Below are 14,300 nucleotides of genomic sequence, written 5' to 3' on the forward strand. Positions count from 1 at the left end.
CGGGCGTGGATGAATTAACTGTTCAATGCATGTCCACTGGTTCTCCATTTCGCCCGTGTGTTAATTCGCAATATATAAAACCAAGATTTAGGGAAGTATGTCGCCCAAATAACGGGCAAAACACAGGAATAAATCGATGAATATGACAAGACTGAAGATTTCTAAAACTCTGCTGGCTGTAACGTTGGGTAGTGTCCTGGTAAGCGGTTCTGCTCTGGCGGAATCCAGCACCATGGATAAAGCGCAAAATACCGCTAATACCGCAGGGGAAAAAATCGATAGCTCTATGAATAAAGTCGGTAATTTCATGGATGACAGCTCTATCACAGCAAAAGTGAAAGCCGCACTGGTGGATCATGAATCCATTAAGAGCACCGATATTTCTGTTAAAACCGACAACAAGGTTGTCACTCTGAGCGGTTTCGTTGAAAGCCAGACTCAGGCTGAAGAGGCCGTTAAAGTAGCGAAAGGCGTTGAGGGCGTAAGCTCTGTAAGCGACAAACTGCACGTACGTGACAGCAAAGAATCGTCGGTGAAGGGCTATGCCGGAGATGCAGCAACTACCAGCGAAATCAAAGCTAAACTGTTAGCTGACGACATCGTGCCATCCCGTATGGTGAAAGTTGAAACCACCGATGGCGTGGTCCAGCTGTCCGGTACGGTTGAGAACCAGGCACAAAGCGATCGTGCCGAGTCAATTGCGAAAGCTATTGATGGTGTGAAAAGCGTCAAAAACGATCTGAAAACGAAGTAAAGCAGTACCACTCGCCCGTCTGGCTGAAAACCGCGGGCGAAATAAAAACGACTCTGGAAAAGCCGGTGAGTGACCTGAGCGCTCACGTTTAGCGGCCGACATTAACTATGGTAAAGGAGAGGCTTATGTTTCGTTGGGGCATTATATTTCTGGTTATCGCGTTAATTGCCGCCGCATTGGGCTTTGGTGGACTGGCGGGTACCGCGGCATGGGCAGCGAAAATTGTTTTCGTCGTCGGTATTATTCTGTTCCTGGTCAGCCTGTTTACGGGTCGACGTCGCCCGTAGCAAACGCAATAGTTATTAAACAAACTCAAGCCAGTCCTCGTGACTGGCTTTTTCTCGTTTGAGAACCATCGGGAATGTGCGTTACTGTGTCTCATCAAAATAATGAAAACAGGAAGGCAGAGGTGGGGCAACGAATTCCCGTGACGCTCGGCAATATTGCGCCGCTGACGTTAAAACCGTTTCATGCAGGCCAGCTTGCGCTGGTCTGTGAAGGAGGCGGGCAGCGCGGTATTTTCACCGCCGGCGTACTCGACGAATTTATGCGCGCGCAATTCAACCCGTTCGATCTCTATTTCGGTACCTCTGCCGGGGCGCAGAACCTCTCCGCCTATGTCTGCAACCAGCCCGGCTATGCGCGCAAAGTGATTATGCGCTACACCACCTCCAAAGAATTCTTCAATCCGGTACGCTTCGTGCGCGGCGGGAACCTGATCGATCTCGACTGGTTACTGGATGCCACCTCCAGCCAGATGCCGCTGGCCATGGATACCGCGTCACGACTGTTCGATACCGGCAAAGCGTTCTGGATGTGCGCCAGCCGTGGCGATGACTATTCACCGGGTTACTTTTCGCCGCAGAAAGAGAACTGGCTGGATATCATTCGCGCTTCCAGCGCGATCCCGGGTTTCTACCGTACCGGCGCGCTGCTGGAGGGGATAAACTATCTTGACGGCGGTATCAGCGACGCGGTGCCGGTACAGGAGGCCGCGCGGCGCGGGGCGAAAACCATTGTGGTGATCCGCACGGTGCCTTCGCAGATGTATTACACCCCACAGTGGTTTAAGCGGATGGAACGCTGGCTGGGCGACAGCAGCCTGCAACCGCTGGTGAATATCGCGAAGCAGCATGAAACCACCTACGGCGCGATGCAGCGTTTTATTGAAAAACCACCGGGCAAGCTGCGCATCTTTGAAATTTATCCGCCGAAGCCGCTGCTGAGCATGGCGCTGGGCAGTCGGCTGCCTGCGTTGCGTATGGATTACAAAACGGGGCGGCTATGCGGGCGATACTTCCTGGCGACCGTCGGGAAAATGCTGGCCGAGCAACCGCCTCTTCATCGGCATAAAAGCATCATATTGCCACCCGCTAGTGTGGCCAATGACGCGGTGGCGATGCCGCTGGTGGACGCGCCGCAGGCCAACGACGGCATACTCGATAACGAGGACCTGGCGTGACGCACTCTTTTATCGATACCCATTGCCATTTTGATTTCCCGCCGTTTAGCGGGGAGGAAACATCAAGTATTGCGCGTGCGGCTGAGGCCGGTGTGAGAGCCATTATTGTGCCCACTATTGAAGCGGCGAGATTCGAGAAAGTCCTGGCGCTTGCCCAGGGTCACGATGCGCTGTATGCCGCGCTGGGTCTGCATCCGATCGTGATTGAGCACCATCTTGATGACCATCTCGACAGGCTGGATGCCACGCTGCAAAACGCGGATACGAAGCTGGTTGCCATCGGTGAGATCGGCCTCGATCTCTATCGTGAAGATCCGCAGTTTGAACGCCAGCAGACGATCCTGGATGCGCAGCTCCGGCTGGCAAAGCGCCACGATCTGCCGGTGATCCTCCACTCCAGGCGCACCCATGACAAACTGGCGATGCACCTGAAGCGCATCGACGTGCCGCGCAGGGGCGTGGTCCATGGTTTCGCTGGAAGCCTTCAGCAGGCGCAGCGTTTTATCGAGCTGGGCTATAAAATTGGTGTCGGTGGCACTATTACCTATCCGCGAGCCAGCAAAACCCGGGATGTGATGGCGCAACTCCCCCTGTCTTCGCTCCTGCTGGAAACGGATGCCCCTGACATGCCGCTGAATGGTTTTCAGGGCCAGCCCAACCGCCCGGAGCAGGCGGCGCGCGTTTTTGATGTGCTGTGTGAGCTGCGTCAGGAGCCTGAAGATGTGATTGCCAGCGCGCTGCTGGAAAATACTCGCGCAGTCTTCGGCATCACGCTATAGATAAAGGGCCGGGCGGATCACCGTGATCTGCTGTCGTTCCAGGGCCTGCGCCAGCGGCTCGATGTCCTCCGGCGTGGCGCTCCGCCATCGCGCCGCCTCCCCGTAAACCCCATGGGCATGAAACGCGTTGATCCGCACCGGAACGTTCCCCAACGCGTGGATAAAAGCGGTCAGCGATGACAGATGTTGCAGATAATCACACCGATCGGGGATCACCAGCAGGCGCAGCTCCGTCAGGCGATGACGATCGGCCAGCCAGCGGATGCTCTGCTTGATCAGCGTGTTTTCGCGCCCGGTCAGAAAACGGTGATGTTCATTGCCCCAGGCTTTCAGATCCACCATCGCGCCGTCAAACACCGGTAACAGCTTTTGCCAGCCGGTTTCGCTTAACAGGCCGTTGCTGTCCACCAGGCACGTCAGATGGCGCAGGGACGGATCGGCTTTGATCGCGGTGAACAGCGCAACCACAAACGGCAGCTGCGTGGTGGCCTCACCCCCGCTGACGGTCACGCCCTCAATAAACGGCGCGGACGTGCGGATCCGTGAGAGGATCTCCTCGACGCTGTATCGCTGCGCCATCGGCGTCGCCTGCTGCTGACACAGGTGCAGGCAGGTATCGCACTGCTGACAATGATTCTCCTGCCACCAGACGCGCCCGGCCTGAATCGTCAGCGCATCATGAGGACAGTGGGGAACACAGTCGCCGCAGTCGTTGCAGCGCCCGATGGTCCACGGGTTGTGGCAGGTTTTGCAGCGCAGGTTACAGCCCTGGAGGAACAGCGCCAGGCGGCTGCCCGGCCCGTCCACGCAGGAGAAGGGAATAACCTGACTAACTAAAGCGCATCTGCTGTTCATGGCTTATCACGCGTGGCTGACGTTCCAGAATACGGGTATTGCGCGCGGCCTCCTCGCCGAGCCAGGTGGTGTTGGTGCGCGAGCCGGCCTCCCGATATTTCTCCAGGTCGGAGAGCCGCACCATATACCCGGTGACGCGCACCAGGTCGTTTCCGGCCACATTCGCGGTGAACTCACGCATACCGGCGTTGAACGCTCCCAGGCACAGCTGCACCACCGCCTGAGGATTGCGTTTAACCGTCTCATCCAGGGTGAGAATATCGCTGATCCCCGAATGATAGTGTTTATGATGCGGGGCTATGGCCAGCAGGTGGCTGATGGGATCTGGCTCGTCACCGTACGGCAGACGCGCCCCCGGCGTGGTGCCTGAATCAGAACTGATCCCTGACTGCGCGTGCAGCATCGCGCGGTGCTGCCAGCCGTGTTTCACCGGCGTGTTTTCAACGAACGCCGCCAGCTGTTCACTGATGCGGTAACCCAGCGCATTGGCCTGCTCGTTTTTACCGTACCGTCCCGTAATGCCTGCTTTCTCGCACAGCACGTTTACCGCTTCGGCCAGACCGTACATGCCAAACATCGGTACAAAACGATCGGCATCAATCAGCCCCTCTTTCACCAGGAAGCTATTCTCAAAGAAGCCGGATTGTTCATATAAAAAATCGCAGCGCGCATTGATGATCGCGATTTGTTGCTGGCAGTAGTGGGGAAGGGTACGGGTGAAAAAGTCTTCCGGTGAGCGGCTGTGCTCCGCAATCGCTTTCAGGTTAAGGCGCACCAGCGTGCTGCCGCCGCCCGCCAGCGGCAGGGAGTTGTAACAGCTCACCACGCCATAACGACCTTTTGTGAAAATTTTATCATTCACCGGGCCATTGGAAATATGCGGCTTACTGCACCCGCAAATGTTTTTCGCCACGCTCAGCAGCAGATCGTCAGGGGTGACGTCCGGGTCGTAAATAAAGGTCAGGTTCGGCGCGACCTGCTTCAGCTCTGCGTCCGCTCGCAAAATGGCACGCGTGACGGGCGTATCCGCCGGGCCGATATTGGCATGCATAAAGGCATCGGGCAGGGTTCTGTCCAGGTAACGCCAGAAACGTTTTATTCGGCTATCGATTTCATCCTGTGTTAGAATTTTAACATATGGGTTGAGTATCTCATCGAGCTGACCCAGATAGACTGGCATTGATGTGACGGACGGAACATGGTGATAAAGGATAGTGAGCAGTGAGAGGGCATCATCCAGATCTTTCGCCCCTTCCAGCTCCAGCCATTCTGAGCCGTTAGCCAGAAATTTAGCGTAGTCCGGCAGCACGTAGCGCGGTTTGTAAGGCGCATGGCCTTCGAACATGTCGCAGATGTATCCCTCGTCCAGCGCGGCGCGGGCCGCCTCTGGCAGAGCGGGATAGAGCAGATTGTTCTCCGCTTCCAGCGCCAGAAAATGACGTTTTTGTTCTGGGGTTAACACCGGGCTGGTCACAATGTGCTGGCATCGTTGTTGCAGGGCGTCGGGCATGTTCAACTTCCTTGAGGGTTCTGCGGATGGTGAACGAATTGTAAGAAGCCAGCCTGCCGGGGCTTTTGATCCGACAGGGGGTATCGCTGCTTTTGTCGGCGGTTGACGCATGAAAGTTTGAAGAAGATCTCATTACAGTAATGCAAATTTGCACACAGTTTTCATTAACTGTGATGAATGTCGAAGTGTGGATGCGGGTGAATGTTAGAATACTCACAGACCCGCAAGGTAAAATTTATACGGCACTGCCGTTGGAGAATGTTATGACCGATTTAACTGCAAGCAGCCTGCGCGCGTTGAAACTGATGGACCTGACCACCCTGAATGATGACGACACCAATGAAAAAGTCATCGCCCTGTGCCATCAGGCAAAAACGCCAGTGGGTAATACCGCCGCCGTCTGTATCTACCCGCGTTTTATCCCGATTGCCCGCAAAACGCTGAAAGAACAGGGCACGCCGGACGTGCGCATTGCGACCGTGACTAACTTCCCGCACGGTAATGACGACATCGAGATCGCGCTGGCGGAAACCCGCGCGGCGATTGCGTACGGCGCAGACGAAGTTGACGTGGTATTCCCGTACCGCGCGCTGATCGCCGGCAACGAGCAGGTCGGTTTTGACCTGGTGAAAGCCTGTAAAGACGCCTGTGCGGCGGCAAACGTGCTGCTTAAAGTGATCATCGAAACCGGCGAGCTGAAAGAAGAGGCGCTGATTCGTAAAGCGTCTGAAATCGCTATCAAAGCGGGCGCGGATTTCATTAAAACCTCTACCGGTAAAGTGCCGGTCAACGCGACTCCGGAAAGCGCGCGCATCATGATGGAAGTTATCCGTGATATGGGCGTGTCCAAAACCGTTGGCTTCAAACCGGCAGGCGGCGTGCGTACCGCAGAAGACGCGCAGCAGTTCCTGGCGATTGCCGACGAGCTGTTCGGCGCCGACTGGGCGGACTCCCGCCACTACCGCTTTGGCGCGTCCAGCCTGCTGGCCAGCCTGCTGAAAGCGCTGGGTCACGGTGACGGTAAGAGCGCAAGCAGCTACTAAGTTTGAATTGCCGGGTGGCGCTACGCTAACCCGGCCTACAGGATCGTAGGGCGGGTCAACATACCCGCCGCCATTCACCCGATTCCGCATGGAGGTTACCGTGTTTCTCGCACAAGAAATTATTCGTAAAAAACGTGATGGTCATGCATTAAGCGACGAAGAGATCCGCTTCTTTATCAACGGCATTCGTGATAACACCATCTCTGAAGGGCAGATTGCGGCTCTGGCGATGACCATTTTCTTCCACGATATGTCGATGCCTGAGCGCGTGTCCCTGACCATGGCGATGCGAGATTCAGGAACCGTTCTGGACTGGAAAAGCCTCAACCTCAACGGCCCGATTGTGGACAAACACTCCACCGGCGGCGTGGGCGACGTGACCTCCCTGATGCTTGGCCCGATGGTGGCAGCCTGCGGCGGTTACATCCCGATGATTTCCGGGCGCGGCCTGGGTCATACCGGCGGTACGCTCGACAAACTGGAAGCCATTCCGGGCTTCGATATCTTTCCGGATGACAACCGCTTCCGCGACATTATTAAAGACGTTGGCGTGGCGATTATCGGCCAGACCAGCTCTCTTGCGCCAGCAGACAAGCGTTTCTACGCGACGCGTGACATTACCGCGACCGTAGACTCCATCCCGCTGATCACCGCCTCTATCCTCGCCAAAAAGCTGGCGGAAGGGCTGGACGCACTGGTGATGGATGTGAAAGTGGGCAGCGGCGCGTTTATGCCGACCTATGAACTCTCTGAGGCGCTGGCTGAAGCGATCGTTGGCGTTTCCAACGGCGCGGGCGTGCGCACCACCGCACTGCTGACGGACATGAACCAGGTGCTGGCGTCCAGCGCCGGTAACGCCGTTGAAGTCCGCGAGGCCGTGCAGTTCCTCACAGGCGAATACCGTAACCCGCGCCTGTTCGATGTCACCATGGCGCTGTGCGTTGAGATGCTCATCTCCGGCAAGCTGGCCAAAGACGACGCGGAAGCCCGCGCGAAGCTTCAGGCGGTGCTGGACAACGGCAAAGCGGCGGAGATCTTTGGTCGGATGGTGGCGGCGCAGAAAGGCCCGACCGACTTCGTGGAAAACTACGCGAAATACCTGCCCACCGCGATGCTCAGCAAAGCGGTCTATGCGGACAGTGAAGGCTTTGTCTCGGCTATGGATACCCGCGCGCTCGGCATGGCGGTCGTGTCTATGGGCGGCGGTCGTCGTCAGGCATCGGACACCATTGATTACAGCGTCGGCTTTACCGATATGGCCCGTCTGGGCGACAGCGTTGACGGCCAACGTCCGCTGGCGGTGATCCACGCGAAAGACGAAGCCAGCTGGCAGGACGCGGCGAAAGCGGTGAAGGCGGCAATAACTCTTGACGATAAAGCACCGGAAACCACACCGACGGTCTATCGTCGTATCACTGAATAGCGGTATACTGATCTGATCGCATTTTTATGAAGCACTAAGTACGGAGAACAATTATGAAACGTGCATTTATTATGGTGCTGGACTCATTCGGCATCGGCGCAACCGAAGATGCAGAACGTTTTGGTGACGTGGGTTCCGATACCCTGGGTCACATCGCGGAAGCCTGTGCAAAAGGCGAAGCGGACAACGGTCGTAAAGGCCCTCTGAACCTGCCAAACCTGACCCGCCTCGGGCTGGTAAAAGCGCATGAAGGTTCTACCGGTAAAATCGCAGCCGGTATGGACGGAAACGCGGAAGTTGTGGGCGCCTACGCGTGGGCGCACGAGCTCTCTTCCGGCAAAGATACGCCGTCCGGTCACTGGGAAATCGCTGGCGTGCCGGTGCTGTTTGACTGGGGTTACTTCTCCGATCACGAGAACAGCTTCCCGCAGGAGCTGCTCGATAAGCTGGTGAAGCGCGCCAACCTGCCGGGCTACCTCGGCAACTGCCACTCTTCCGGTACCGTGATTCTGGATCAGCTCGGCGAAGAGCACATGAAAACCGGCAAACCGATTTTCTATACCTCTGCTGACTCTGTGTTCCAGATCGCCTGCCACGAAGAGACGTTTGGCCTGGATAAACTGTACGAGCTGTGCGAGATCGCCCGTGAAGAGTTGACCGAAGGCGGCTACAACATTGGCCGTGTTATCGCGCGTCCGTTTATCGGCGACAAAGCGGGTAACTTCCAGCGTACCGGCAACCGTCACGATCTGGCCGTGGAGCCACCGGCGCCGACCGTGCTGCAAAAACTCGTCGACGAGAAAGACGGCCAGGTCGTTTCCGTAGGTAAAATCGCGGACATCTACGCTAACTGCGGCATCACCAAAAAGGTCAAAGCGACCGGTCTGGATGCGCTGTTCGACGCCACCATCAAAGAGATGAAAGAAGCGGGCGACAAGACCATTGTCTTCACCAACTTCGTGGACTTCGACTCCTCCTGGGGTCACCGTCGCGACGTTGCCGGTTATGCCGCGGGTCTGGAGCTGTTTGACCGCCGTCTGCCAGAGCTGATGGAGCTGGTGGGAGAAGATGACATTCTGATCCTGACCGCTGACCATGGCTGTGACCCGACCTGGACCGGTACCGACCACACCCGTGAGCACATTCCGGTGCTGGTGTACGGCCCGAAAGTCAAACCGGGCTCGCTGGGTCATCGTGAAACCTTCGCGGACATCGGCCAGACGATTGCGAAACACTTTGGTACGTCTGACATGGAATATGGCAAGGCTATGTTCTAAACGGATTGGGTGAGGCCTGATGCCCTCACCCCGACCCTCTCCCACAGGGAGAGGGAGAAGAGAATTTAGGCCGGGTAAGGCGCAGCCGCCACCCGGCAAAAACAACAATGTAAAAGGAACTGAAGATGGCAACTCCTCACATTAATGCAGAAATGGGTGATTTCGCTGACGTCGTATTGATGCCGGGCGACCCGCTGCGCGCGAAACACATTGCAGAAACCTTCCTCGAAGACGTGCGTGAAGTGAACAACGTGCGTGGCATGCTGGGCTTCACCGGTACCTATAAAGGCCGCAAAATCTCCGTGATGGGTCACGGCATGGGTATCCCATCCTGCTCTATCTACACCAAAGAGCTGATCACCGATTTCGGTGTGAAGAAAATCATCCGTGTCGGCTCCTGCGGCGCGGTGCGCATGGACGTTAAGCTGCGTGACGTGGTGATCGGCATGGGCGCGTGCACCGACTCTAAAGTCAACCGCATTCGCTTTAAAGATCATGACTTTGCGGCCATCGCTGATTTTGACATGGTGCGTAACGCGGTTGACGCAGCAAAAGCGCTGGGCGTTGACGCGCGCGTGGGCAACCTGTTCTCTGCCGATCTGTTCTACTCGCCAGAAGGCGACATGTTCGACGTGATGGAAAAATACGGCATTCTGGGCGTGGAAATGGAAGCGGCCGGTATCTACGGCGTGGCGGCTGAATTCGGTGCGAAAGCGCTGACCATCTGCACCGTGTCTGACCATATCCGTACTCACGAGCAGACCACCGCTGCCGAGCGTCAGACCACCTTCAACGACATGATCAAAATCGCGCTGGAATCCGTTCTGCTGGGCGATAAAGAGTAAGAGCTGTTGTGCCGGGTGGCGGCCTCGCCTGACCCGGCCTACGGTTTTGTAGGCCCGCTAAGCGCAGCGCCAGCGGGCTTTTTTACTAGCGCACGGCCTGAGCAATCCACGCCGATACATCCCGCAGCTCTTTTTCCTGCTCCGGAAAATCCCCAATTAATGCATCACACTCCTGCTGCAGCATATCCGCCCGATACAGACAGCCCTGTAAACGTGCGGCCAGCGCCTCCAGCGGTGCAGGATTGAGACTATCCGTAAAGACCTGCGTGCGGGTAATATGGCCCTTCTCCACGTCAAAGTGCAGCTCAACGCCGCCCCATGTAAATCGCTCGTCCAGCAGGTGTGAAAACGCCGGTGCCTGACCGAAGTTCCACTCCCAGTTGCTCTGGCGCGCAAAGGTTTCCGCGAAGTTGGGCAGGTCCGGTGTTTTGTCAGGGGAGATCACTTCAGCTTCTACCCGCTCACCGTAATGTTCGAAGAAGGCTTCACGGATCGCATCGCAAATGCGTTCATGAGTAATCCCCGGCAGCAGATCCACCAGATTCGCCACGCGACCGCGCACGGAGGTAATGCCTTTCGCCTGGAGCTTTTTCTTGTCCGGGTTCAGATAGTTTGCCAGACGGCTCAGATCGGCATTCAGCAATAATGTGCCGTGGTGGAATCCGCGATCCATCGTTTCGCGGTAGGCTGAGCCTGACACTTTCCGGTCGCCTTCAGGTGTTTTCACCACCAGATCGTTACGACCCGAGGCTTCAGCCGTCACGCCGAGCGAATTGAGCGCGTTGAGCACAATGGAGGTCGAGATGGTTTTGTCGTATTCCGGCTTGCCCGCCATAAAGGTAAAGCAGGTGTTGCCGAGATCGTGGAACACCGCACCGCCGCCGCTGCTGCGGCGCGCCAGGCGGACGTTGTCCTCTTCCATACGGCGGGTGTTACACTCTTTCCACGGATTTTGCGCGCGGCCAATAACGACCGTATCAGCGTTGCGCCAGAGAAACAGGACGCGCTGGGTGGCGGGCATCTGGCGGAAGATGCACTCTTCCACCGCGAGATTAAACCAGGGATCGTAAGAGTCAGAGATAAGCAGGCGTAACGTCGACATGGCAGAGTTCCTTTTCCGAATCATCCGCCTACTTTATCACTATTCTTTCTTCTCGCTCTCTTCCTCTTCGGGAACCGATTTGCTGGCGGTTAACAGGAACGGCGACTGCTGCCAGCGGGTGCGCTTGCCTTGCAGCAGCGTGCGCGCCAGTACCACGCCAATCGCCAGCGAGAGCAGCAGCATCAGGCGCAAAATATTGGTGGTGTTATCCACCTGTTTGGCTTCGGTTGGCAGGGTGTGGGTGTCGAGTGTCAGACGTAAATAGCCGAGTGGGCCATTCTTGCCCTGAATGGGTTCAACGATTTGTTGATTGAAATAACCGCCAGCTTTTTTGCCGTCCAGCGCCAGCCTGTCGCGCACGTCGACATGCTCACCCGCGCGGGCAATCAGGTCGCCCTGTTCATCGTACACGCCCGCATCCAGAATGCGGCTGTTTTCCGTAAGCTGGCGCAATACCTGCGCTATCCGCTTGTCATCCGGCGTTTCGGTGCGCATAGACGGCGCAACGTTGAGCGTCACCTGGCGCGCCAGCGTACGGGCCAGTTCTTCAAACTGTGGGTTACGCTGTCGTTGGTGATTCTGGCTAAACCAGGATGCCCCCTGCATAAGCGCCACTAATAGTGCGAGACAGATCAGGACAATCACGGCGCGATGAAGCCGGAATTTCAGTTTTGCGCGAGCCATATTCCACCTGCTTAAAATTTACGGCTTAATGTTGCCAGAAGTGATGGTTACAGGGTAGCCTCATGCGTTATTTTCCCTCTGGAACCTTCCGGCGCGAACGAAATTACAGGAGCTTCAATGCCGAACATTACCTGGTGCGACCTGCCAACGGATGTCTCTTTATGGCCAGGATTGCCGCTCTCTTTAAGTGGCGATGAGGTGATGCCTCTCGATTACCACGCTGGCCGTAGCGGCTGGCTGCTGTACGGACGCGGCCTGGATAAGCAACGCCTCACCCAGTATCAAACTAAACTGGGCGCAGCGATGGTCATCGTTGCGGCCTGGTGCGTGGAAGATTATCAGGTTATTCGCCTGGCGGGTTCCCTGACGCAGCGTGCCACGCGTCTGGCGCACGACGCCGGGCTGGACGTTGCTCCGCTCGGCAAAATTCCGCACCTGAAAACGCCTGGCCTGCTGGTGATGGACATGGACTCCACCGCCATTCAGATCGAGTGTATTGACGAGATTGCTAAACTGGCGGGCAGCGGCGAGCTGGTGGCGGAAGTCACCGAGCGCGCGATGCGCGGCGAGCTGGATTTCACCGCCAGCCTGAGACAGCGCGTGGCGACCCTGAAGGGGGCCGATGCTAACATTTTGCGTCAGGTGCGCGATGAACTGCCCCTGATGCCAGGGCTGACGCAGCTGGTGCTCAAGCTGGAGACGCTCGGCTGGAAAGTGGCGATTGCCTCCGGTGGGTTCACCTTCTTTGCCGATTACCTGCGTGACAAGCTGCGTCTGACCACCGTGGTGGCAAACGAGCTGGAGATCATGGACGGCAAACTCACAGGACAAGTGATTGGCGACATCGTGGATGCGCAGTACAAAGCCAATACGCTGACGCGTCTGGCGGAGAAATATGCCATTCCGGTCGAGCAGACCGTCGCCATCGGCGATGGCGCGAACGATCTGCCGATGATCAAAGTTGCCGGACTGGGTATCGCCTACCATGCCAAGCCGAAAGTGAATGAAAAGACGGAAGTCACTATCCGTCATGCTGACCTGATGGGCGTGTTCTGCATTCTCTCCGGCAGCATTAATCAAAAATAGCGGCCTGCTTTTGTAGGCCGGGTAAGCGTCAGCGCTATCCGGCGCGCAGACCGCACAGAAATAACGAGGTAAACCGTGGCGAAAGCTCCAAAACGCGCATTTGTCTGTAATGAATGTGGTGCGGATTATCCGCGCTGGCAGGGGCAATGCAGCGCCTGTCATGCCTGGAACACCATCACCGAAGTGCGTGGTGTGGCGGCTTCGCCGAGCGTGGCCCGCAATGAACGCCTGAGCGGCTATGCGGGCAATGCAGGCGTGTCGAAGGTACAAAAACTTTCGGATATCAGCCTTGAGGCGCTGCCGCGCTTCTCAACCGGATTCAAAGAATTTGACCGCGTGCTCGGCGGTGGCGTAGTGCCGGGCAGCGCTATTCTGATCGGCGGTAACCCGGGCGCGGGTAAATCGACCCTGCTGCTGCAAACGCTCTGCAAGCTCGCCGAACAGATGAAAACCCTGTACGTCACAGGCGAAGAGTCACTCCAGCAGGTGGCGATGCGCGCGCACCGCCTCGGTCTGCCGACCGGCAATCTGAATATGCTCTCGGAAACCAGCATCGAGCAGATCTGCATGATCGCCGAAGAAGAGCAGCCGAAGCTCATGGTGATCGACTCCATCCAGGTGATGCACATGGCGGACATTCAGTCGTCACCGGGGAGCGTGGCGCAGGTGCGTGAAACGGCTGCGTACTTAACGCGCTTTGCCAAAACGCGCGGCGTAGCGATAGTGATGGTGGGCCACGTCACCAAAGACGGCTCGCTGGCCGGCCCGAAAGTGCTTGAGCACTGTATCGACTGCTCGGTGATGCTCGACGGCGATGCGGATTCCCGTTTTCGTACCCTGCGCAGCCATAAAAACCGCTTCGGCGCGGTGAATGAACTGGGCGTGTTTGCCATGACCGAGCAGGGGCTGCGCGAAGTCAGCAACCCGTCGGCCATCTTCCTGAGCCGTGGCGACGAGATTACGTCAGGTAGTTCGGTGATGGTGCTGTGGGAGGGGACGCGTCCGCTGCTGGTTGAAATTCAGGCGCTGGTGGATCACTCGATGATGGGTAATCCGCGGCGCGTGGCGGTCGGTCTGGAACAGAACCGCCTGGCGATCCTGCTGGCGGTGTTGCACCGTCACGGCGGCCTGCAAATGGCGGATCAGGACGTGTTCGTCAACGTGGTTGGTGGGGTGAAGGTTACGGAAACCAGCGCGGATCTGGCGCTGTTGCTGGCGATGGTCTCCAGCCTGCGCGACAGACCGTTGCCGCAGGATCTGGTGGTATTTGGCGAAGTAGGGCTGGCGGGCGAAATTCGCCCGGTGCCGAGCGGTCAGGAGCGTATCTCCGAAGCGGCAAAACATGGCTTCCGCCGCGCAATTGTTCCGGCCGCCAACGTGCCGAAAAAAATCCCGGAAGGGATGCAGGTTTTTGGCGTTAAAAAACTCGCAGATGCGTTAAATGTCTTTGACGACTTATAATTACGTATTCGATTTTGCA

At 57.1% G+C, this 14,300-nt stretch carries 14 protein-coding genes; 10 read left to right on the forward strand and 4 right to left on the reverse strand.

The features are described 5' to 3' along the window. The first annotated feature begins 136 nt into the window (after positions 1-136). From osmY to ACOT0L_RS04855, 4 genes are all read left to right on the forward strand, one after another. Positions 137-754, forward strand: a complete 618-nt coding sequence (osmY, locus tag ACOT0L_RS04840; RefSeq protein WP_022646982.1) for a molecular chaperone OsmY — start codon at positions 137-139, stop codon at positions 752-754. Positions 755-879: 125 nt separating this feature from the next. Then, on the forward strand, positions 880-1,041 hold the full coding sequence (locus ACOT0L_RS04845) for a DUF1328 domain-containing protein (RefSeq protein ID WP_003856556.1): 162 nt from the start codon (positions 880-882) through the stop codon (positions 1,039-1,041). A gap of 122 nt (positions 1,042-1,163) precedes the next feature. Continuing rightward, positions 1,164-2,216: a patatin-like phospholipase family protein gene (locus ACOT0L_RS04850; protein ID WP_023299272.1), complete on the forward strand. Its 1,053-nt coding sequence runs from the start codon at positions 1,164-1,166 to the stop codon at positions 2,214-2,216. Beyond that, complete coding sequence (locus tag ACOT0L_RS04855) at positions 2,213-2,995, forward strand: TatD family hydrolase (protein ID WP_126502840.1); 783 nt, start codon at positions 2,213-2,215, stop codon at positions 2,993-2,995. Before ACOT0L_RS04850 ends, ACOT0L_RS04855 begins: the two co-directional genes overlap by 4 nt. On the opposite strand, the gene ACOT0L_RS04860 is transcribed toward ACOT0L_RS04855, so the two are convergent. Then, complete coding sequence (locus ACOT0L_RS04860; RefSeq protein ID WP_063137953.1) at positions 2,990-3,850, reverse strand: YjjW family glycine radical enzyme activase; 861 nt, start codon at positions 3,848-3,850, stop codon at positions 2,990-2,992. The two genes, ACOT0L_RS04855 and ACOT0L_RS04860, sit on opposite strands and share 6 nt — an antisense overlap. Further along, the gene (locus tag ACOT0L_RS04865; protein WP_126502839.1) at positions 3,825-5,360 is read right to left on the reverse strand and encodes a YjjI family glycine radical enzyme; all 1,536 of its coding nucleotides are present in this window, start codon (positions 5,358-5,360) and stop codon (positions 3,825-3,827) included. The genes ACOT0L_RS04860 and ACOT0L_RS04865 overlap by 26 nt, the downstream gene beginning before the upstream one ends. Before the next feature lie 263 nt (positions 5,361-5,623). Between ACOT0L_RS04865 and deoC the strand changes: the two genes are divergently transcribed. The 4 genes from deoC (at position 5,624) to deoD (ending at position 9,948) form a co-directional block, all read left to right on the forward strand. Next, positions 5,624-6,403, forward strand: a complete 780-nt coding sequence (gene deoC / locus ACOT0L_RS04870; protein ID WP_022646987.1) for a deoxyribose-phosphate aldolase — start codon at positions 5,624-5,626, stop codon at positions 6,401-6,403. A 100-nt stretch (positions 6,404-6,503) separates the two neighbouring features. Next, positions 6,504-7,826: a thymidine phosphorylase gene (gene deoA, locus ACOT0L_RS04875; protein WP_022646988.1), complete on the forward strand. Its 1,323-nt coding sequence runs from the start codon at positions 6,504-6,506 to the stop codon at positions 7,824-7,826. 53 nt (positions 7,827-7,879) lie between these two features. Beyond that, positions 7,880-9,103: a phosphopentomutase gene (deoB, locus tag ACOT0L_RS04880; RefSeq protein WP_126502838.1), complete on the forward strand. Its 1,224-nt coding sequence runs from the start codon at positions 7,880-7,882 to the stop codon at positions 9,101-9,103. A 125-nt stretch (positions 9,104-9,228) separates the two neighbouring features. After that, complete coding sequence (deoD, locus tag ACOT0L_RS04885) at positions 9,229-9,948, forward strand: purine-nucleoside phosphorylase (protein ID WP_003856538.1); 720 nt, start codon at positions 9,229-9,231, stop codon at positions 9,946-9,948. 85 nt (positions 9,949-10,033) lie between these two features. On the opposite strand, the gene lplA is transcribed toward deoD, so the two are convergent. Beyond that, entirely contained in the window at positions 10,034-11,050 is a 1,017-nt protein-coding gene (gene lplA / locus ACOT0L_RS04890; protein WP_126502837.1) for a lipoate--protein ligase LplA, read from the reverse strand. 39 nt (positions 11,051-11,089) lie between these two features. Continuing rightward, a complete protein-coding gene (locus tag ACOT0L_RS04895; RefSeq protein WP_015572615.1) occupies positions 11,090-11,734 on the reverse strand; it encodes a YtjB family periplasmic protein in 645 nt (214 codons plus the stop codon). 117 nt (positions 11,735-11,851) lie between these two features. Between ACOT0L_RS04895 and serB the strand changes: the two genes are divergently transcribed. Further along, complete coding sequence (gene serB / locus ACOT0L_RS04900; protein WP_003856524.1) at positions 11,852-12,820, forward strand: phosphoserine phosphatase; 969 nt, start codon at positions 11,852-11,854, stop codon at positions 12,818-12,820. A 75-nt stretch (positions 12,821-12,895) separates the two neighbouring features. Beyond that, positions 12,896-14,281: a DNA repair protein RadA gene (gene radA / locus ACOT0L_RS04905; RefSeq protein WP_003856523.1), complete on the forward strand. Its 1,386-nt coding sequence runs from the start codon at positions 12,896-12,898 to the stop codon at positions 14,279-14,281. The last annotated feature ends 19 nt before the right edge of the window (positions 14,282-14,300 follow it).

Origin of the sequence: Enterobacter cloacae complex sp. XAL002, from assembly GCF_049236805.1 — a bacterium.
Classification (GTDB): domain Bacteria; phylum Pseudomonadota; class Gammaproteobacteria; order Enterobacterales; family Enterobacteriaceae; genus Enterobacter; species Enterobacter intestinihominis.